General features: G+C 47.3%; 22 protein-coding genes. 21 read left to right on the top strand and 1 reads right to left on the bottom strand.

What is annotated here, in order from left to right; all coding sequences use genetic code 11:
- The first annotated feature begins 39 nt into the window (after positions 1-39).
- Genes N7U64_RS15230 through rsmI form a run of 9 tightly spaced genes read left to right on the top strand, consistent with a single transcriptional unit; the run spans position 40 to position 6,488 of the window.
- Positions 40-1,449 (top strand): aminotransferase class I/II-fold pyridoxal phosphate-dependent enzyme, encoded by a 1,410-nt coding sequence (locus N7U64_RS15230; protein ID WP_318930482.1) that lies wholly within the window; start codon positions 40-42, stop codon positions 1,447-1,449.
- On the top strand, positions 1,446-2,084 hold the full coding sequence (tmk, locus tag N7U64_RS15225) for a dTMP kinase (RefSeq protein WP_318930480.1): 639 nt from the start codon (positions 1,446-1,448) through the stop codon (positions 2,082-2,084). The genes N7U64_RS15230 and tmk overlap by 4 nt, the downstream gene beginning before the upstream one ends.
- Positions 2,081-2,410, top strand: coding sequence for a cyclic-di-AMP receptor (locus N7U64_RS15220; RefSeq protein WP_012368937.1), 330 nt, complete (start codon positions 2,081-2,083; stop codon positions 2,408-2,410). The genes tmk and N7U64_RS15220 overlap by 4 nt, the downstream gene beginning before the upstream one ends.
- Positions 2,410-3,402, top strand: a complete 993-nt coding sequence (locus tag N7U64_RS15215; RefSeq protein ID WP_012368938.1) for a DNA polymerase III subunit delta' — start codon at positions 2,410-2,412, stop codon at positions 3,400-3,402. Before N7U64_RS15220 ends, N7U64_RS15215 begins: the two co-directional genes overlap by 1 nt.
- 6 nt (positions 3,403-3,408) lie before the next feature.
- Positions 3,409-4,239 (top strand): stage 0 sporulation family protein, encoded by an 831-nt coding sequence (locus tag N7U64_RS15210; RefSeq protein WP_012368939.1) that lies wholly within the window; start codon positions 3,409-3,411, stop codon positions 4,237-4,239.
- Positions 4,240-4,247: 8 nt separating this feature from the next.
- A complete protein-coding gene (gene yabA, locus N7U64_RS15205) occupies positions 4,248-4,598 on the top strand; it encodes a DNA replication initiation control protein YabA (RefSeq protein WP_114597427.1) in 351 nt (116 codons plus the stop codon).
- Positions 4,599-4,647: 49 nt separating this feature from the next.
- A complete protein-coding gene (locus tag N7U64_RS15200) occupies positions 4,648-5,385 on the top strand; it encodes a tRNA1(Val) (adenine(37)-N6)-methyltransferase (RefSeq protein ID WP_318930477.1) in 738 nt (245 codons plus the stop codon).
- A complete protein-coding gene (locus tag N7U64_RS15195; protein ID WP_290831098.1) occupies positions 5,378-5,656 on the top strand; it encodes a GIY-YIG nuclease family protein in 279 nt (92 codons plus the stop codon). Before N7U64_RS15200 ends, N7U64_RS15195 begins: the two co-directional genes overlap by 8 nt.
- Complete coding sequence (gene rsmI / locus N7U64_RS15190) at positions 5,634-6,488, top strand: 16S rRNA (cytidine(1402)-2'-O)-methyltransferase (RefSeq protein ID WP_318930476.1); 855 nt, start codon at positions 5,634-5,636, stop codon at positions 6,486-6,488. The genes N7U64_RS15195 and rsmI overlap by 23 nt, the downstream gene beginning before the upstream one ends.
- Positions 6,489-6,525: 37 nt before the next feature.
- Here rsmI and N7U64_RS15185 read toward each other — a convergent pair whose 3' ends face one another.
- A complete protein-coding gene (locus N7U64_RS15185; RefSeq protein WP_012368944.1) occupies positions 6,526-6,822 on the bottom strand; it encodes an AbrB/MazE/SpoVT family DNA-binding domain-containing protein in 297 nt (98 codons plus the stop codon).
- 340 nt (positions 6,823-7,162) lie between these two features.
- Between N7U64_RS15185 and metG the strand changes: the two genes are divergently transcribed.
- The 12 genes from metG to pth all read left to right on the top strand — a co-directional run bounded on the left by metG (position 7,163) and on the right by pth (position 18,601).
- Entirely contained in the window at positions 7,163-9,118 is a 1,956-nt protein-coding gene (gene metG / locus N7U64_RS15180) for a methionine--tRNA ligase (RefSeq protein ID WP_214767554.1), read from the top strand.
- 59 nt (positions 9,119-9,177) lie between these two features.
- Positions 9,178-9,945: a TatD family hydrolase gene (locus tag N7U64_RS15175; RefSeq protein WP_214767551.1), complete on the top strand. Its 768-nt coding sequence runs from the start codon at positions 9,178-9,180 to the stop codon at positions 9,943-9,945.
- On the top strand, positions 9,942-11,231 hold the full coding sequence (locus N7U64_RS15430) for a ubiquitin-like domain-containing protein (protein WP_413230444.1): 1,290 nt from the start codon (positions 9,942-9,944) through the stop codon (positions 11,229-11,231). The genes N7U64_RS15175 and N7U64_RS15430 overlap by 4 nt, the downstream gene beginning before the upstream one ends.
- Before the next feature lie 66 nt (positions 11,232-11,297).
- Positions 11,298-11,858, top strand: coding sequence for a ribonuclease M5 (gene rnmV / locus N7U64_RS15160; RefSeq protein WP_214767545.1), 561 nt, complete (start codon positions 11,298-11,300; stop codon positions 11,856-11,858).
- Positions 11,855-12,733 carry a 16S rRNA (adenine(1518)-N(6)/adenine(1519)-N(6))-dimethyltransferase RsmA gene (rsmA, locus tag N7U64_RS15155; protein ID WP_012368949.1) on the top strand — a complete coding sequence of 293 codons (879 nt, stop codon included), beginning with the start codon at positions 11,855-11,857 and terminating at the stop codon, positions 12,731-12,733. The genes rnmV and rsmA overlap by 4 nt, the downstream gene beginning before the upstream one ends.
- Positions 12,734-12,817: 84 nt before the next feature.
- Positions 12,818-13,057: a Veg family protein gene (locus N7U64_RS15150; protein ID WP_012368950.1), complete on the top strand. Its 240-nt coding sequence runs from the start codon at positions 12,818-12,820 to the stop codon at positions 13,055-13,057.
- 96 nt (positions 13,058-13,153) lie between these two features.
- Complete coding sequence (gene ispE, locus N7U64_RS15145) at positions 13,154-14,014, top strand: 4-(cytidine 5'-diphospho)-2-C-methyl-D-erythritol kinase (protein ID WP_290831089.1); 861 nt, start codon at positions 13,154-13,156, stop codon at positions 14,012-14,014.
- 69 nt (positions 14,015-14,083) lie between these two features.
- Entirely contained in the window at positions 14,084-14,923 is an 840-nt protein-coding gene (purR, locus tag N7U64_RS15140; RefSeq protein ID WP_012368952.1) for a pur operon repressor, read from the top strand.
- A 162-nt stretch (positions 14,924-15,085) separates the two neighbouring features.
- The gene (gene spoVG / locus N7U64_RS15135) at positions 15,086-15,397 is read left to right on the top strand and encodes a septation regulator SpoVG (RefSeq protein WP_012368953.1); all 312 of its coding nucleotides are present in this window, start codon (positions 15,086-15,088) and stop codon (positions 15,395-15,397) included.
- Between the two features lie 167 nt (positions 15,398-15,564).
- Complete coding sequence (gene glmU, locus N7U64_RS15130; RefSeq protein WP_012368954.1) at positions 15,565-16,914, top strand: bifunctional UDP-N-acetylglucosamine diphosphorylase/glucosamine-1-phosphate N-acetyltransferase GlmU; 1,350 nt, start codon at positions 15,565-15,567, stop codon at positions 16,912-16,914.
- Between the two features lie 65 nt (positions 16,915-16,979).
- Positions 16,980-17,936, top strand: coding sequence for a ribose-phosphate diphosphokinase (locus N7U64_RS15125; protein ID WP_012368955.1), 957 nt, complete (start codon positions 16,980-16,982; stop codon positions 17,934-17,936).
- A gap of 107 nt (positions 17,937-18,043) precedes the next feature.
- On the top strand, positions 18,044-18,601 hold the full coding sequence (pth, locus tag N7U64_RS15120; protein WP_012368956.1) for an aminoacyl-tRNA hydrolase: 558 nt from the start codon (positions 18,044-18,046) through the stop codon (positions 18,599-18,601).
- The last annotated feature ends 26 nt before the right edge of the window (positions 18,602-18,627 follow it).

The following is an 18,627-nucleotide window of genomic DNA, read 5'->3' as shown; positions in this document are numbered from 1 at the left end:
AGTTTAGATTGGAAAGGACTGTAGGAGATGAAAGGTCGTATGCCGATTATTGAAGCACTTTGTGCTCATGTAGAAAGAAAAGCTACTTCCTGGCATGTTCCAGGACATAAAAATGGAACATTGTTCGAAGGATTACCGTCTTTTTTCGAATGGGATAAAACAGAATTGCGAGGGTTGGATGATTTTCATCATCCGGAAGAGGCCATTTATGAAGCAAAACTCTTATTACGTCAAGTCTATGAAGCACGTGACAGTCATTTCTTGATTAATGGATCGACAGTTGGTAATTGGGCAATGTTAGCTGCGGTCTCACAGCGGGGAGACCGGATATACGTTCAGCGTAATTCCCATAAATCAGTTTTTAATGCGTTGGAATGGCTTGGGTTATCTCCGATTTTATTGGAACCGGAAATAGATCCCTCCACAGGTATCAGCGGAAATGTTTCACGTGAAACATTGGAAGAAGCGTTAACGACTTTTCCGGGAGGCGTTGCGGTCTTTTTAACTTCGCCGACCTATTACGGTGCAACGGCTCGAATCGAGGAGTTGCTTCCATTCACGACAGCATCGGGTATACCATTGTTGATTGACGAAGCCCATGGTGCTCATTTCGGGGAAGCTTTTGGCGTTCGTTCAGCGTTTGAACTGGGAGCCACTGCTGTTGTTCAATCGGCGCACAAGACGTTACCTGCTCTGACAATGGGAGCCTGGATCCATGAACGCTTTACGGATGACGAACGGAGACGGTTAACAAGGGCTCTTCAGGCCTTTCAAACGTCCAGCCCGTCGTATCTGTTGATGGCTTCACTCGATTTTGCTCGTGAGTATCGTGAAAAATGGACGGTTTCCAATATGAAGTCTGTCCGGACCAGTCACGAACACCTTCATCAACAAATCAATCAATTAACAGATATAACGGCGTTTACGTTCGATGATTGGTCACGGATGATTTTGTCCTGTGAGGAATATTCCGGAAGTCAGTTAATCGAGGCGTTGGCGGATCAAGGACTGGATGCTGAGTTTGCTCTCGGACCCCATGTAGTTTGTATATTACCGCTACGAAGTATCGAGCCATTTGAACAGGATACCTGGATTAATCAGATCCAATTAGCAATCGAAACCTTAAAAGCGGAAGGAATTCCGGATAAAAGGTATATGGAACAACCGTTTATGGGTAAAATAAAGGTATCGTCCCTGGCTTGTCCACTCGATCAATTGGAAGACGCTGAGGCGGTCGAACAAACTTTTGAACAGTCAGTCGGATTGGTTTCACTTGAAACAATCATTCCCTATCCGCCCGGGATACCACTAATCCTACGGGGAGAACGGATAACAGCAGAACATATTACAATGATTGAACATTATATAAACACATCAATTCATCTGCAGGGCGGTGAGTTTCTCCATCAGGGGAAATTACGTGTGATACAGGAAGGAATTAGAGAATGACAGGAACATTTATTACAGTCGAAGGACCGGATGGTGCCGGAAAAACGACCCAGCTGCAATTACTTGCAGATCGATTGACGGCTGAAGGGTATGAGATCGTGATGACACGCGAGCCGGGTGGAACACGAATCGGAAATGAAATTCGGTCATTGATTTTAAATCCTGATTTTCAAGAGATGGATGAGATGACTGAAATCCTTTTGTATGCAGCTTCACGGGCACAACATGTCAATGAATTGATTCGTCCGGCTCTTGCTGCTGGAAAAATTGTTTTATGCGATCGGTTCATCGATGCATCGATTGCTTATCAAGGGTATGGACTAGGTTATGCAATTGAACAGGTCCGTTCCATTAATCAGCAGGCAACAAACCATTTAACACCGGATCGAACGTATCTGTTTGATTTGACGGTGTCGGAATCGAAGCAACGAATGATGGACCGAGGGGCACTGGACCGAATCGAGCAACGCGATGATGCGTTCCGTCAACGGGTATACGATGGTTTTATGACGTTAGCGGTACAAGAACCGGAGCGTATTCAGTTGGTCGATGCCAATCAATCGATTGAAAGTTTACAAACGGAATTATGTAAGGATGTTTTGACGTATTTAAAAAAAAGGGAGAGATTATCATGAAAATGGTCATTACGATTGTTCAAGATAAAGATAGCCTACGTTTAGCAGAAGCATTGGTCGAACACGATTTTCGGGCAACAAAACTCGCTACGACAGGCGGTTTTCTCAAAGAAGGAAATACCACGTTCATGATTGGTGTCCAAAGTGAACGCTTGGATGATTTGATGCGTTTGATCAAAAAGAACTGTTCAAGTCGGGAACAAATGGTTTCACCGATTTCACCAATGGGTGGTCATGCCGATTCATATATTCCGTATCCGGTTGAAGTACAGGTTGGCGGAGCAACGGTGTTCGTCTTGCCAATCGAAGGGTTTCATCAATTCTAATGCAGACATTTCATGAACTAGAACAAACTCAATCGGTCATTGCGACGATTTTGCGCAACTCGTTACAGACGAATCGTATCAACCACGCTTATATCTTTACGGGAGACTATGAGCCGCTTCTTTTAGAGGCGGCTCAATTGTTCGCCAAAAGCCTGTTTTGTGAACGTCGTGATCAAATCGAACCATGTCAAACGTGCCGGAGCTGCCGTCGGATGGACAGCGGAAACTTGGTCGACTATTATCAAATCGAACCGGACGGTGCGACGATAAAAAAAGAACAGATTCAGGAATTGATGCATGATTTATCCTTACGGGGTCTTGAAGGTGACCGCCAAATCTATGTGGTGACGCAGTCGCATAAAATGACACCCCAGGCGGCAAACAGCCTGCTGAAGTTCTTTGAAGAACCGGGAGCGGGAAAAGTAGCCATTTTGATTACGAATCAACCGCAATTGCTGTTGCCGACGATTCGTTCGCGAGGTCAATTATTAAGTTTTCGTCCGGCGGATCGCCTGTTGATTGGACAAGTCCTGTCCGAAAAAACGGGACGAGATAACGAATTGACTCAGCTGGCGGCCCGAGTCTATCCTAAAATAGAAGATGCAGAACAGGCATTAGTCGAAGACTGGTTTGTAAATGCGCGAGTGTCAGTGTTACAATTGATGGAGGAATTAGCGAATCGTCCGGCGGATTTACCGTTGTTTGTCCAGGAGAAATGGATGAGTCAATTTAAAAATCGGCAAGATGCACGAATTGGTCTGGAACTGGTGACATGTTTCTTTGAAGATGTACTGCATCTTAAATTGAATCCGTCATGGGAAACGATCACATATGCAAACAGCCGGCCATTACTGGAACAGATGGGTGGGAAAAGTCAGACGACGATCACACGGTGGCTGCAGGCAGTACTCGCAGCCGTTAAACGGATCGAAGCAAATGTTAATCCTCAATTAACAGTTGAGCGTCTCATGTTTGACTTACAGAAAGGGTAGAGCGATATGCTAGAAGTAGTAGGCGTTCGCTTTAAAGAAGCGGGCAAAATTTATTATTTTGCACCTGGACAAGAGTCATTATCACGAGGACAATCCGTCATCGTTGAGACAGTACGGGGCATTGAATATGGCGAAGTGGTGATTGCCGATAAACAAATGGACGAAGAAGATGTGGTCTTGCCATTGAAATCCATCCTTCGGGTCGCAGATGATAAAGATGCGATGATCGTTCGTGAAAATAAAATGGCAGCGTTTGATGCGCATGCTGTTTGTGTGGAAAAAATTCGTGAGCACAAACTCGATATGAAATTAGTCGATGTCGAATATACATTTGATCGCAATAAAGTCATTTTTTACTTCACGGCAGAAGGTCGTGTCGATTTCCGGGAACTCGTCAAAGATTTGGCGGCTGTTTTCCGGACACGCATTGAATTACGACAAATCGGTGTCCGTGATGAAGCGAAGTTACTGGGAGGAATCGGTCCATGTGGTCGTGTTCTCTGTTGCTCTTCGTTTTTAGGTGAATTTGAACCGGTCTCGATCAAGATGGCGAAAGATCAAAACCTATCCTTGAACCCGACGAAGATTTCTGGTGTCTGCGGTCGTTTGATGTGTTGCTTAAAATATGAAAATGACACGTATGAAGAAATGCGACGGGATTTGCCGGATTACGGAAAACGTTTGACTGTTCCGGAAGGCGAAGGACGGGTAGTCGGTCTGAATATTCTTGACCAAATCGTTCAAATTGAATTAAAAGACCGTTCGCGGGTCCTGACTTACTCGATGGAAGAACTACTTTCTGTCGGTGCCGTAAAACAAAAACGACCAAAAGAATGACGGGGTGCATGCGCGTGGAGAGAGTCGATAAAAAAGAAATCATTACGCGTGTTGATGCGATCGAGCAACAGATTCACTTGCTGACTGAGCATCTGAGCGTATTGAAAGATCAGCTTGCTTACATGATGGAGGAGAACCAACATCTGTATCTTGAGAATCATCACCTCCGTGAGAAGGTAGAGCGCGATGAACAACAACCGATTACAGAAGAAGCACAGGCGGAAGCCGGTACAGGTGCTGGCTATGATAATCTGGGACGGTTGTATCAAGAAGGATTCCATATTTGTAACCTGCATTATGGTCAAGTCCGTAAAGACGGAGATTGTCTGTTCTGCTTGTCCATGTTAACGAAACATTGAGAGGCTGACTTCCTAGGAGTCAGTCTTTTTTTCAGAAAGGAAGAACGTTATGCCTGAACTATTATCAGATGAGCGACTGGATCATCTGCTTGGAAAAGAAGGACGAATCATTCAAAGTCCAACCGTGTTTTCATACTCTCTGGATGCTGCCTTGCTGGCACAGTTCGCCTGGGTGCCGATCCAACAGGGGAAGTTGGTGGATCTATGCGCCGGTAATGGAGCGATTCCCCTGTTTTTGTCTTACCGGACGAAAGGGACGATCACAGGACTTGAAATTCAGCCCCGTCTCGTTGATATGGCCGAGCGCAGTATTCAGATGAATGAAAAACAAGACCAATTGCAGATGGTCGAAGGTGACGTCAAGGAAGCCGGGAAACAATTGGGATACGGTCTTTATGACGCTGTCACATGTAATCCACCATACTTCCTGGCAAACGAATCGTCGAACCGAAATGCAAGTGAACATTATACGATTGCCCGTCATGAAGTATTATGTACACTCGAGGATTGTATCCGGTCGGCTGCAGATCTGCTGAAGCAAGGCGGAAAAACGGCATTCGTCCATCGTCCGGAGCGCCTGCTCGACATCGTGACATTGATGCGGCAGTACCGGCTTGAACCGAAGCGGATGCAACTCGTCTACCCGAAAGAAGGGAAAGAGGCTAACATGTTGTTGATTGAAGGGATCAAAGATGCCAAGCCGGGTCTTAAGGTATTAGCCCCCTTCATCGTCTACGAACAAGACGACACATATACGTTACAGATGCGGAATCAGTTTAATGTCTGAGCATGCCGTCTACATTGTCCGTTGCCGGGACGGCAGTCTCTATACAGGATATGCGATTGATGTCGAAAAACGGTTGGCGACACACAATGCCGGACAAGGTGCCAAGTATACCCGGGCCAGACTGCCGGTCGTGCTCGAGTATACTGAAACATTTCCAACGAAATCGGAAGCCTTAAAGCGTGAGTATGCCATCAAACAATTGACACGTCTAAAAAAAGAACGACTTATTCAAGGAGGGAGGTCATCTCATGAAAGCAACAAGCAGTTTTAAAGGACAAACGACCGGATTATACATCGTTCCGACACCAATCGGAAATCTTGAAGACATGACATACCGGGCTGTTCGTATCTTACAGGAGTCCGATCTCGTCGCGGCGGAAGATACGCGACAAACAATGAAGTTATTTAATCATTTTAAAATCGAGACGAAACTTGTCAGCTATCACGAACATAATAAGCAGGTCAGCGGAGCACGTCTGCTAGCTGATCTGCATTCGGGAAAACAGATTGCCTTGGTCTCGGACGCCGGTATGCCGGGAATCTCTGATCCAGGCAGTGATTTAATTCGGGAAGCGATTGCCGAAGACATTCCGGTCATCGTCTTACCGGGGGCAAATGCCGCGCTGACGGCACTTGTTGCCTCGGGTCTTGCGACAGAACGCTTTTTGTACTACGGTTTTTTGCCGCGTAAGAAAAAAGAACGTCGTGAGGCGCTTGAAACCGTCCGGTACGAAAAAGGAAGCCTGATCTTCTACGAGGCACCGCATCGTCTAAAAGAGATGTTAGGTGCGTTACGGGATGTGCTCGGTGACCGTCAATTGACGTTAGCCCGTGAACTGACTAAACGGTATGAAGAGTATATCCGGGGTTCTGTGACAGAAGCGCTCGAGTGGGCGGAAGAAGAGGTCCGGGGCGAGTTTGTCGTCATCGTCGAAGGATCGACCGAAGAACGGCCGGTGGAAGAAGAACAGGAAGCGGATCCGTTGCAACAAATTGAAAGGTATATCGAACAAGGCGAAAAACCGAATGCTGCCTTAAAACGGGTGGCGAAGGAACGGGGACTCGATCGTCAGGAACTGTATTTGCGTTATCATGAATCCTAAAAAAAGAAGCGACTCCGTTTGGAATCGCTTCTTTTGCTTATTCGTTTCCTGCGTAATGACGGTCGAGGAAATCTTTTAACTCAACGAGGACACGTTGTGCGCCGTCTGGAGAGAGAATCAATTTACCATCAGCTAGTTTGAAGTTATCTTCTGATACTTCACCTGTTACTTGGCAAGTCATGTTTGGTTTGTATTTTTTAAGGATGATTTGCTCGTTGTCGACATAAATCTCAAGAGCATCCTTCTCTGCGATTTGAAGCGTACGACGAAGTTCGATTGGAATAACGACCCGGCCGAGCTCATCTACTTTACGTACAATACCTGTTGATTTCATTTTGTTGTTCCTCCTCTGATGTCTAGGTTCTCTTTATTTTTGGAAAATCGTCAAAATTCGACATCACTTCTATAGAATGTAGAATACTAAACTTTCCAAAAGTAGTCAACCAATCTGAATAGCTTGAAATCAAAATGTCATTTATTTCTCAAAAAAGCCACATTTGAAACGATTTACTAATAGATTTTCCCTTTTTAAAGGAAATCAAACTATTTAGTGTGTTTTTTTGGTATTCGATGTCTGATGTCAAAAAATGTTTGCATTCGACAAAAAACGAGTTTCGACACAGACGACAGAACAGCGTATAATAATGAAATGAAATACAGAACGGAGGAATATCATGGCAAAAACATTTTATATCACTACACCGATTTATTATCCTAGTGCCAAGCTACATATCGGTCACGCCTATACGACAGTCGCAGGGGACGCGATGGCGCGTTACAAACGACTTCAGGGATTTGATGTCCGTTACTTAACAGGAACAGATGAGCACGGACAAAAAATTCAGGAAAAAGCGAAGGAAGCCGGTGTGTCCGAGCAGGAATTCGTCGATGGTGTCGTCGAACAAATCAAAGTATTGTGGGACCGTCTTGATATTTCCTACGATGATTATATCCGGACGACAGAACCGCGTCATAAAGAAGTCGTCGAACGTGTATTTGAAACGTTGCTTGAAAAAGGCGACATCTACCTCGGAGAGTACGAAGGTTGGTATTCCGTTCCGGATGAAACGTATTATACCGAATCACAGCTGGTTGACGGTAAGAGTCCGGACAGCGGTCATCCGGTCGAACTCGTTCGGGAAGAGTGTTATTTCTTCCGGATCAGTCAATACGCAGATCGCTTAGTCGAATATTATGAAGCGAATCCATCGTTCATTTTACCGGAGTCACGGAAACACGAGATGATCAACAACTTCATCAAACCGGGTTTACAGGACCTTGCTGTTTCACGGACGACATTTGATTGGGGCGTCAAAGTTCCATCGAATCCGAAACACGTCGTTTATGTATGGGTCGATGCGTTAACGAACTACATCTCGTCACTCGGATACGGAACGGATGACCAAGGAAACTTTGACAAGTACTGGCCGGCTGATGTCCATCTCGTCGGAAAAGAAATCGTTCGTTTCCATACCATCGTTTGGCCGGCTCTTTTGATGGCGCTTGACTTACCGCTTCCGAAACAAGTCTTTGCACACGGCTGGTTGTTGATGAAAGACGGTAAAATGTCGAAATCCAAAGGAAACGTCGTCGATCCGGTTCCGATGATTGATCGGTACGGACTCGATGCATTACGTTATTACCTCCTTCGGGAAGTACCGTTTGGATCAGATGGCATGTTCACACCGGAAGCATTCGTCGAACGGATGAACTTTGATCTCGCGAACGACCTTGGAAACTTACTCAACCGGACGATTGCGATGATCACGAAGTATTTCGACGGCGTCATTCCGACATATGCCGGAAATGTGACACCGTTTGACGAGACATTGTCGACACTGGCAAAAGAAACAGTCGAGAAGGTCGAAGCTGCGATGGAACACATGGAGTTTTCGGTTGCCTTGTCACACATTTGGCAACTGATCAGCCGTGCCAATAAATATATCGACGAAACACAACCGTGGGTGCTCGCAAAAGACGAGTCGAAAACGGATGAACTGGCATCATCGATGGTTCACCTGGTCGGTGCGTTACGTCACGTCGCCATCATGTTGCAACCGTTCATGACACGTTCGCCAAAAGAGATGTTCCGTCAACTCGGACTGGAAGGACAACCGATGGACTGGACGGCTCTTGAACAGTTCGCGGCTATTGAAGAAGGAACAAAGGTCGGTGCTGCCGAACCGATTTTCCCGCGTCGTGACATGAAAGAAGAAGTCGAAGCGATCGTTGAGATGATGAAACAAGCCTCTGCCGCACGTGTCGAAGAAGAGACGGAAGTTGAGGAAGAAGACACTGATGCTCGGCCGGAAACGACGATTGATGTCTTTGACCAAATCGAGTTACGTGTCGGAGAAGTCGTCACAGCTGAAAAAATCAAGAAAGCAAAAAAACTGCTGAAGCTGACCGTCGACATGGGGAAAGAGACACGACAAATCGTTTCGGGAATCGCGGAATGGTATGAGCCGGAAGATTTAGTCGGCCGTAAAGTCATCGTCGTCGCCAATTTAAAACCGGTCACATTACGGGGAGAATTGTCGCAAGGAATGGTGCTCGCTGCTGAGAAATCAGGTAAACTTGAATTAGCTACCGTACCATCAACGATGGCGAACGGAGCAAGCGTAAAATAATCCGGATGCCTGTGGACTTGATGTCACAGGCATTTTTTTGAAAGAAGGAGTCGAATAGTATGTTGATTGATACACACACACATTTAAACTCGGATCAGTTTGACGGAGATGTCGAGGAGACGATTGAGCGGGCACGGGCAAACGGGGTTTCTCCGATGATCGTCGTTGGCTTTGATCACAAGACGATTGACCGGGCAATGGAACTCGTCGAACAGTATGACGACCTGTATGCTGTCATCGGATGGCATCCGGTCGATTCAATCGATTTCGACGATGCCGCCTATGAAAAAGTGGAACGATTGATGGATCATCCGAAAGTCGTTGCCCTCGGAGAAATCGGACTGGATTACCACTGGGATACGTCGCCGAAAGACGTTCAGGACGCAGCGTTTCGAAAACAGATTCGCTTGGCGAAGCAAAAAAATAAACCAATCGTTATTCATAATCGGGAAGCGACGGAAGATACGCTCCGGATTTTGGAAGAAGAAGATGCAAAAGAAGTCGGTGGGATTTTGCACAGCTACAGCATGAGTGCAGAACTGCTACCGCGTTGCTTAGCCATGAATTTCTACATTTCCCTCGGAGGACCGGTGACATTTAAAAATGCGAAGATGCCTAAACGCGTCGCACAGGAAGTACCGCTTGACCGTTTATTGGTCGAGACGGACTGTCCGTACCTGACACCGACTCCTTATCGCGGAAAACGGAATGAGCCGGCATATGTCCGATTCGTTGCGGAAGAAATCGCCCAATTGCGGGGAATGATGTACGCGGATATCGAACAAGCGACGACTGAGAACGCCAAGCGCGTCTTCCGCCTTCCATGATTCGATCGATCACCTATATGACCATCGGCTGCACCTTATTGTTGGTTGCCAGTCTGCTTTATATGATGATGGACCATCCGCGTGACGTTACGATTCTTGTGGATGGCCGGCAAACGAAAATCGAGACGGTGGAGACATCCGTTTTCGGTGTCTTGAAAGAAGCCGGCATCTCGGTTCGCTCACAAGATGTCATCGAGCCGGCTTTAAGTGCCGATCTTCCGAAAAATGATTTAATCGTCATTCAACCGGCTAAAGAAATTACATTAATCATGGGGTACGGTGAAGCACGGACAATCCGGACGCAAGCACGTCGTGTCGAGGATCTGTTAAAAGAACAGGGAATCAGCCAGATGCTTGAGACGGATGATGTGTATCCTTCGAAAGAAGCTGTTTTGACGAGCGGCATGACAGTCCGGTACCGGGAGGCGTTTCCGATCGAGCTAATTGTCGAAGGAAAAGCGCGTGAAGTCTATACGTATCAAACGACGGTGCGGGAACTATTGTCGATGCAGGGCGTTAAGCTTCAGACAGAAGACAAGGTCATGCCCGGTCTGGATACGGTCGTCGCAAAGGATATGCTCGTTACGGTCAATACGACACGGCGTGCCGTGCTGACGGAACAACAGCTGTTACCGTTTGAAGTCAAGACTGTCGAAGACGACACCTTACCGGCGGGCGAACAATTGGTGACGAAATCCGGTCGCCCGGGCATCCGGACCCAAAAATATCAATTGACCCTTGCGGACGGATTGAGTAAAGAAAAGAAACTGATTGTTAATGAAGTGACGAGTGAACCGGTTAAACAAGTCGTCAAGATCGGAACGAAACCCGTTGAATCGGTTGAGGCCGCGACGACACCGGCACCGACGTTTGATCAGGAAAAAGCGACGGTACCGTTAGCAGAAGAACCTAAGGCGGCAACTGATTTAGATTTTAGCAAAGCAAAAACCCTGATGGTTGAAGCAACGGCTTATACAAATGATCCGGCTTCCAATGGAAGTCAATTGTATGATGGACGGGCACTGACGGCGACCGGTTATGACGTGACGGATACGATCACGTATCAAGGACTGCCGATCATCGCTGTTGATCCGAAAGTCATTCCCCTCGGAACAAAGGTATATGTCGAAGGGGTCGGACTGGCGATTGCCCTTGATACCGGCGGTGCGATTAAAGGAAATAAAATTGATGTGCTTGTTGAAGGAGAGTCGACCGCCAAAACATTTGGCCGGAAGACGATCCAGATCTGGGTCATCCCGAACGAGACGACGGAAGCGGGCACTTGACGCTTCCTTGTTTTTTTTGTGGAAACAGGTACAATTACGGAAGTGTTTGAAAAAGGTGGAGAAGATATGATGCGGAAACGCTTAAAAGAAGTCATCGTCGTCGAAGGACGCGATGATACGACACGCTTACAGGAAGTATTTGATGTCGATACAATTGAAACGAACGGTTCTGCGGTCAATGAGCAGACCCTGCAGCGAATTGCCAAAGCGCTTGAACGGCGCGGTGTCATCGTGTTTACCGATCCGGACTTCCCGGGCGACCGGATTCGGGCCCGGATTAACGAGCGGGTACCGGGATGTAAACAGGCTTACCTGCCACGGGCAGATGCCAAGGATAAACGCGGGAAAATCGGTGTCGAACATGCGTCACCGGAAGCGATTGAACGGGCGCTTGGTGCCGTATATGAGACGGAAGAGCAGCATGATGCGGAAGTGACGCGGGAGATGATTCTCGCAGCGGACTTGATCGGGGGACCAGCGGCCTCAAAACGCCGGAAACGGCTCGGACAGCTGCTCGCCATCGGTGAACCAAATGCCAAACAACTCGTCAAACGTGTCGCGTCGATCCGGATCACGAAACAAGAATGGGAAGACGCTTTGAAACAGATAGAGGAGGAACAGGATTGAAAGACATCGCAACACTACACCGGACAAAGGAAATCTTGGCGAAGCACGGATTTTCATTCAAAAAGTCCTTGGGACAAAACTTTTTAATCGATTTAAACGTACTCGGAAACATCGTCGGTGCCGCTAATTTGACACCGGACAGCGGTGTGCTTGAGATTGGTCCCGGTATCGGATCGTTGACGGAACAATCAGCAAAACAGGCGAAAAAAGTCGTGGCGCTCGAAATCGACCAGCGGCTCCTGCCGATTTTGGAAGATTCGCTTGCTCCGTATCCGCACGTGAAAGTCATTCACGGGGATGCGCTCGAACTGGATCTTGAAACGATCGTCGATGAAGAGTTTACGCAACAAGGGATTACGGACCTCGCTGTCGTCGCAAACCTGCCTTATTACGTGACGACGCCGATTATCATGCGGATTCTCGAAGCGCGGACACCGTTCCGGACCCTGATCATGATGATTCAAAAAGAAGTGGCGGAACGAATCGGGGCACAGCCGGGAACGAAAGCATACGGTTCCTTGTCGATCGCCATTCAATACTACGCAGAAGCAGAAGTTTGTTTTACGGTTCCGAAACAGGTCTTCATTCCTGCGCCGAACGTCGATTCGGCTGTCATCCGTTTAAACATTCGTAAAGAACCGGCCGTCAAGACACTTGATGAGAAACTCTTCTTCGAAGTAACACGCGCCAGTTTCGCACAACGCCGGAAAACGATTCTGAATAACTTATCCAGCCATTTTGGAAAAGCAGAAAAGGAAGCGGTCGAAGCGGCTTTACATGAAGCCGGCATTGATCCACGCCGCCGTGGCGAGACGCTCAGCCTGCAGGAATTTGCACAACTTGCCGACGCACTTTTGCCGATTAAAAAACGTTGACGGTAGACAAAAGAACAGATATAATATTTCCCCTTCCTAATATTTACTTCATATGCTATAATAAATATTAGTGAGGTGAAGCGTATGCCAAAGACGTTGAACGAAATCAGACATGTATTTGAAACACATGTAGGTGAAAGACTGACGCTAAAAGCAAGCGGCGGTCGTAAAAAGGTCGTAACCCGAATCGGAACGCTCGTTGAGACGTATCCATCGGTGTTTGTAGTCAAGCTAGACGCAGAGCGTCACAATGTCGAGCGAGTTTCTTACAGCTATGCCGACGTTTTAACCGACTCCGTACAAATCGAATTCGCGAATTCGTAAACTTACCTTCCGAAGTGGACAGAAATGTTCGCTTCTTTTTTTGTGCAAAGGTTGATACAATTCGTACAGGAAACGTACTAGAGGAGGAACGGCACGATGACGATTATTGTAAAAGCTCCAGCGAAAATCAATTTAGTATTGGATGCGACGGCGAAACGTCCGGATGGTTATCATGATGTACATATGGTGATGACGACGGTGGATTTGGCAGATCGTCTCGAATTGACGGAATTAGCGTCCGGCGAGATTCGGATGAATGCCCAACATGCTTACGTACCAAATGATGAACGCAACTTAGCGTATAAAGCAGCAGCAGTCCTGAAAGAACGATTCAACGTCAAGAGCGGGGTTGAAATCTATTTGGAGAAACAAATTCCGGTCGCAGCAGGTCTTGCGGGCGGTTCGAGTGACGCAGCCGCAACACTGCGTGGACTGAATGAATTATGGAAGCTCGACCTGACGCTTGAACAGTTGGCGGAAATCGGATCAGAAGTCGGATCGGATGTCCCGTTTTGTGTCATGGGTGGCACCGCGATTGCCACGGGGCGCGGGGAAAAGCTCGAGAAATTAGTCTCTCCTCCGCCTTGTTGGGTTGTACTGGCGAAACCGACCATCGGTGTCTCGACAGCAGATGTGTACGGAGCGCTTGATTTGGAAACAGCGGAACGTCCGGATGTCGGAGCAATGATCGATGCGGTCAAGAACCAAGATTTCACGGCCATTTGTGAATCGCTCGGCAATGTCCTTGAATCCGTGACATTACCGATGCATCCGGAAGTCGAACAAATCAAAGCGTTCATGACGAGTTGTGGAGCAGAAGGTGTCTTGATGAGCGGCAGCGGTCCGACCGTTTTTGCTTTGACGGAACACGAAAACCGGGCGCAGCGTCTCTATAACGGATTACGAGGATTTTGTAATGAAGTCTACGTCGTTCGTCTTTTAGGGGAAAACCATTGATAGTTTCCGTATGAAAATGATATATTCACTATTGAATATTCGGAATTACGGAGAGGTGGAACGATTTAGATGAAAATTCGGAGAAGTGGTCGGCTGGTAGATATGACACGTTACCTGCTGGATCATCCGCATCATCTGGTCTCATTGACGATTTTCGCAGAACGGTACAGCTCTGCGAAATCTTCGATCAGTGAAGATTTAGATATTGTCAGTGAAATGTTGGAGCATGAAGGAACCGGACGACTCGTCACGGTTCCGGGAGCCGCGGGAGGCGTCATGTTCATTCCGACCTGGAGCAGTGAAAAGGCGTTGCCGTTCATTGATGAATTATGTGAACGTGTCGCACGCCCCGATCGTCTGTTGCCGGGAGGCTACTTGTATCTGACGGACTTGCTCGGAGATCCGCGGATGGTGAAACAGATGGGACAAGTGTTTGCTTCTGTCTTCAGCCAGAAAAAAGTCGACGTCGTCATGACGATTGCGACCAAAGGAATCCCGCTTGCTTATGCCGTTGCCGAACAATTGGGTGTACCGTTCGTCATCGTACGCTCAGACAGCCGGGTGACGGAAGGTTCGACCGTCAGCATCAACTATGTTTCCGGCTCATCGAAAGCAATCCGGACGATGGCTCTTGCGAGACGCAGTTTACCGCGAGGTGCGAACGTCCTGCTGATTGACGATTTCATGAAAGCTGGCGGAACGATCCGGGGGATGATGAGTCTGCTCAGTGAGTTCGAAGCGAACGTGGCAGGTGTCGGTGTGTTGATCGAAGCAGAAGGTGCCGAGAAGAAGATGGTCAATGAGTACGTCAGTCTGATGAAGCTTTCGGATGTTGATGTCGATCTTGGACAGATTCAAGTGAAACGGGGAAATGTCGACCAGTATTTCACAGATGGAGAAAATACCTGAATTTGACACAGATTTTTTTTGTAACTATACTGTAATTATCAAACTTTTGGAAATTATGCGTGAAATGATTGGCAAAAGCTAAACCTTTGAATGTTTTAAGCCGTAAGTAGAAGTAGACAACGAAGAGTTGTGACAACGGTTATAAAAAGGGGTGCGGACAAAATGAATGTCACCGACGTTAAGATTCGTCGCGTCGTAGCAGAGGGTCGAATGAAAGCACTGGCCTCGATTACGCTCGACCACGAATTCGTGGTACATGATTTACGCGTGATCGAAGGAAACAGCGGTCTTTTCGTCGCGATGCCAAGCAAGCGGACACAGGAAGGCATCTTTCGTGATGTCGCCCATCCAATCAATGCATTAATGCGAAAAAAAGTCGAAGATTCAGTATTAGAAGCATATGCGATTCGTGAAGAAAACGGTGAGGCGTCAGAACTTGAACTGGCGGCGCTTGAAGCAACCGATCCTTCCTAACGCGATTGACAGGTCTCCGCCAATGGGAGAACCTGTCTTTTTTTGTGTGTTTTGTCGATTTCCGGTCTGTCCTGTCATTGATTCGTTGCGCCATTTTCGTTATAGTGGGAACGAGTGGACTATTTCAGAACGAAATCAACACTAATTTACATGGAGGAGCGACAAGGATGAATCATTTCGCGGTAATTCTAGCAGCGGGTAAAGGCACTCGGATGAAATCGAAGCTATACAAAGTACTTCACCCAGTAGCTGGGAAACCTATGGTACAACATGTCGTTGATCAATTGACGACACTCGGTGTCACACGTCAAGTCGTCATCGTCGGTCACGGTGCAGAGTCTGTGAAAGAAGTGCTCGGCACATCGGTGGAATATGCACTTCAAAGTGAGCAGCTTGGCACGGGTCACGCTGTTCAAATGGCAGAACCTGTTCTTGGACAGGAAAAAGGTTCGACACTGGTCGTTTGTGGAGATACACCCCTTTTGACAAGTGAAACGTTACAGTCGCTCTTGCAACACCATGCAGAAACAGGTGCGAAAGTGACTGTTTTGACGGCACATGCGGATGATGCAACAGGATACGGACGAATTGTCCGCGGCGAAGACGGAAACGTCTCGAAAATCGTCGAGCATAAGGATGCGAACGCAGAAGAGCTTCTCATTAAAGAAATCAATACCGGAACGTACGTATTTGATAACGAAATGCTGTTCGAAGCACTTAAGCAGGTCAAAAACGATAATGTCCAAGGTGAATATTATTTGCCGGATGTCATCGAAATCGCTAAAGCAGACGGAGAAACGATTGCAGCCTATGCGGCATCGACGTTTGAAGAAACGATTGGTGTCAACGATCGGGTGGCTCTTGCGCAAGCGGAAACGTCAATGCGTAAACGGACAAACGAACATTGGATGCGTCAAGGCGTCACGTTCATCGATCCGGCGTCGACGTACATCGGACCGGATGTCGTCATCGGTTCTGACACAGTCTTGTACCCGGGCACACAGTTGCTCGGTAACACAACAATTGGCTCGGAATGCATCATCGGACCGAATTCGGATATCCGTAACAGTGAAGTCGCTGATCAAGCGGTCGTGCGTCAATCGGTCGTGACGGACAGCAAAATCGGACCAGCAGCACAGGTCGGTCCATTTGCCCATTTACGTCAACAAGCAGTTCTCGGTGCCAACACACGAATCGGTAACTTCGTCGAAGTGAAGAAATCGACTTTTGGTGAAGGCAGTAAATCTGCTCACTTGAGTTACGTCGGTGACGCGACGATCGGCACAAACGTCAACTTAGGTTGCGGATCGATCACCGTGAACTATGATGGAACAAATAAATTCCAAACGGTCATTGAAGACGATGCGTTCATCGGATGTAACGTCAATTTGATCGCGCCGGTCACGGTTGGTAAAAATGCGCTAGTCGCAGCAGGATCAACTGTTACGGACGATGTTCCGGAAAACGGTCTCGCTATCGCACGGGAACGCCAAACAACTAAACCAGATTACCGTTAATTTTTATTCGTTCATTATCCGTCGCTCTACTCGTCTAAACCCAAACAAATGGAGGCCACCTAACCATGTCTACTGTCTTAGAACATGAAATTCGTATTTTCGCACTTAACTCGAACAAACCACTGGCAGAGGAAATCGCTAAAGTCATCGGAATTCCTGTCAGCGAAAGTTCAGTCAAACACTTCAGTGACGGCGAAATTTCAATGAACATCGAAGAAAGCGTCCGTGGGGATGATATTTACATCATTCAATCGACAAGCCAACCGGTCAACGAAAACCTGATGGAACTTCTCATCATGATCGACGCTTTGAAACGTGCTTCGGCCCGGACGATCAACGTCGTTATCCCGTACTACGGATATGCACGTCAAGATCGCAAAGCCCGTTCACGTGAGCCGATCACAGCGAAGCTTGTCGCGAACCTGCTTGAAGTAGCCGGTGCGACACGCGTCGTGACGATGGATCTTCATGCTGCTCAAATCCAAGGATTCTTCGATATTCCAGTAGATCAATTAATGGGTGTTCCCTTGCTTGCTTCTTACTTCGAGAAGAAGAACATCGACCCGAACGAACTCGTCATCGTTTCTCCAGACCATGGCGGCGTAACACGGGCACGTAAATTAGCTGAACAATTAAAAGCACCAATCGCGATCATCGATAAGCGTCGTCCGAAACCGAACGTCGCCGAAGTCATGAACATCGTCGGCCAAGTCGATGGTAAAATTGCGATCATCATCGATGACATCATCGATACAGCGGGTACAATCACGCTTGCTGCCAATGCCTTGATCGAAAACGGAGCGAAGCAAGTGTACGCTTGCTGTACGCACCCGGTTCTCTCCGGTCCAGCCATGGAACGTATCGAAAACTCGGCAATCGAAGAGCTCGTCGTTCTCAACACAATCGATTTGACGCAACGTGAATGTGCAAGCAAAATCAAACAAATCTCGGTTGCACGCTTGTTGGCAGAAGCCATCATCCGTGTCCATGAACAAAAATCAATCAGCCCGCTCTTCAGCTGATTACAAACAGATATGAACGCCAAGGTCCGGTTTTTAAAAATCGGACCCTTGTGCGTTGCTTTTTTCGTCAGCGGGATCCAGATTGGAAAAGTAGAGGAGGTGCCGATATGAAATGTATCGTCGGTTTAGGAAATCCAGGTGCAAAATATACGAATACACGGCATAACATCGGTTTTTTGGCTATTGATGCCCTCGCCAAGGAACATGGCATAAAATTAACAGAGTCTAAGTTTAAAGCCGTCTTCGGAACGGGAATGATTAAAGGGGAACGGGTCGTTCTCGTTAAACCATTGACGTATATGAATTTATCGGGAGAAGCCGTCCGTCCGTTGCTCGATTTCTACAAAATCGCAGTCGAAGATGTCCTTGTCATTTATGATGATCTTGATTTGCCGCTTGAGAAGATGCGCCTGCGTTCAAAAGGGAGTGCCGGTGGTCACAACGGAGTCAAATCGTTGATTCAACATTTAGGAACACAAGACATCAAACGATTGAAACTCGGAGTCGGCCGTCCGCCGGCCCCGATTCAAGTCATCGACTGGGTCTTGATGCCATTCGCCAAATCAGAACAGACGACGTTGCAACATGTGTTGTCTGATTCCGTTAATATCGCAACTGATTTCATCGATACACCGTTTTTAGCTTTGATGAATCGCTATAACTGAACAAAACGCTTTGGGTGACCAAAGCG

The sequence above is a fragment of the Exiguobacterium sp. K1 genome, from assembly GCF_033721435.1.
Lineage (GTDB): Bacteria > Bacillota > Bacilli > Exiguobacteriales > Exiguobacteriaceae > Exiguobacterium_A > Exiguobacterium_A artemiae.
This window is presented reverse-complemented; position numbering and strand designations above follow the sequence as displayed.

Bases quoted from the DNA above. Each gene is read 5' to 3' on its own strand.
- N7U64_RS15230 (WP_318930482.1), top strand. From the start codon at position 40: ATGCCGATTATTGAAGCACTTTGTGCTCATGTAGAAAGAAAAGCTACT.
- tmk (WP_318930480.1), top strand. From the start codon at position 1,446: ATGACAGGAACATTTATTACAGTCGAAGGACCGGATGGTGCCGGAAAA.
- N7U64_RS15220 (WP_012368937.1), top strand. From the start codon at position 2,081: ATGAAAATGGTCATTACGATTGTTCAAGATAAAGATAGCCTACGTTTA.
- N7U64_RS15215 (WP_012368938.1), top strand. From the start codon at position 2,410: ATGCAGACATTTCATGAACTAGAACAAACTCAATCGGTCATTGCGACG.
- N7U64_RS15210 (WP_012368939.1), top strand. From the start codon at position 3,409: ATGCTAGAAGTAGTAGGCGTTCGCTTTAAAGAAGCGGGCAAAATTTAT.
- yabA (WP_114597427.1), top strand. From the start codon at position 4,248: ATGCGCGTGGAGAGAGTCGATAAAAAAGAAATCATTACGCGTGTTGAT.
- N7U64_RS15200 (WP_318930477.1), top strand. From the start codon at position 4,648: ATGCCTGAACTATTATCAGATGAGCGACTGGATCATCTGCTTGGAAAA.
- N7U64_RS15195 (WP_290831098.1), top strand. From the start codon at position 5,378: ATGTCTGAGCATGCCGTCTACATTGTCCGTTGCCGGGACGGCAGTCTC.
- rsmI (WP_318930476.1), top strand. From the start codon at position 5,634: ATGAAAGCAACAAGCAGTTTTAAAGGACAAACGACCGGATTATACATC.
- N7U64_RS15185 (WP_012368944.1), bottom strand. From the start codon at position 6,822: ATGAAATCAACAGGTATTGTACGTAAAGTAGATGAGCTCGGCCGGGTC.
- metG (WP_214767554.1), top strand. From the start codon at position 7,163: ATGGCAAAAACATTTTATATCACTACACCGATTTATTATCCTAGTGCC.
- N7U64_RS15175 (WP_214767551.1), top strand. From the start codon at position 9,178: ATGTTGATTGATACACACACACATTTAAACTCGGATCAGTTTGACGGA.
- N7U64_RS15430 (WP_413230444.1), top strand. From the start codon at position 9,942: ATGATTCGATCGATCACCTATATGACCATCGGCTGCACCTTATTGTTG.
- rnmV (WP_214767545.1), top strand. From the start codon at position 11,298: ATGATGCGGAAACGCTTAAAAGAAGTCATCGTCGTCGAAGGACGCGAT.
- N7U64_RS15150 (WP_012368950.1), top strand. From the start codon at position 12,818: ATGCCAAAGACGTTGAACGAAATCAGACATGTATTTGAAACACATGTA.
- ispE (WP_290831089.1), top strand. From the start codon at position 13,154: ATGACGATTATTGTAAAAGCTCCAGCGAAAATCAATTTAGTATTGGAT.
- purR (WP_012368952.1), top strand. From the start codon at position 14,084: ATGAAAATTCGGAGAAGTGGTCGGCTGGTAGATATGACACGTTACCTG.
- spoVG (WP_012368953.1), top strand. From the start codon at position 15,086: ATGAATGTCACCGACGTTAAGATTCGTCGCGTCGTAGCAGAGGGTCGA.
- glmU (WP_012368954.1), top strand. From the start codon at position 15,565: ATGAATCATTTCGCGGTAATTCTAGCAGCGGGTAAAGGCACTCGGATG.
- N7U64_RS15125 (WP_012368955.1), top strand. From the start codon at position 16,980: ATGTCTACTGTCTTAGAACATGAAATTCGTATTTTCGCACTTAACTCG.
- pth (WP_012368956.1), top strand. From the start codon at position 18,044: ATGAAATGTATCGTCGGTTTAGGAAATCCAGGTGCAAAATATACGAAT.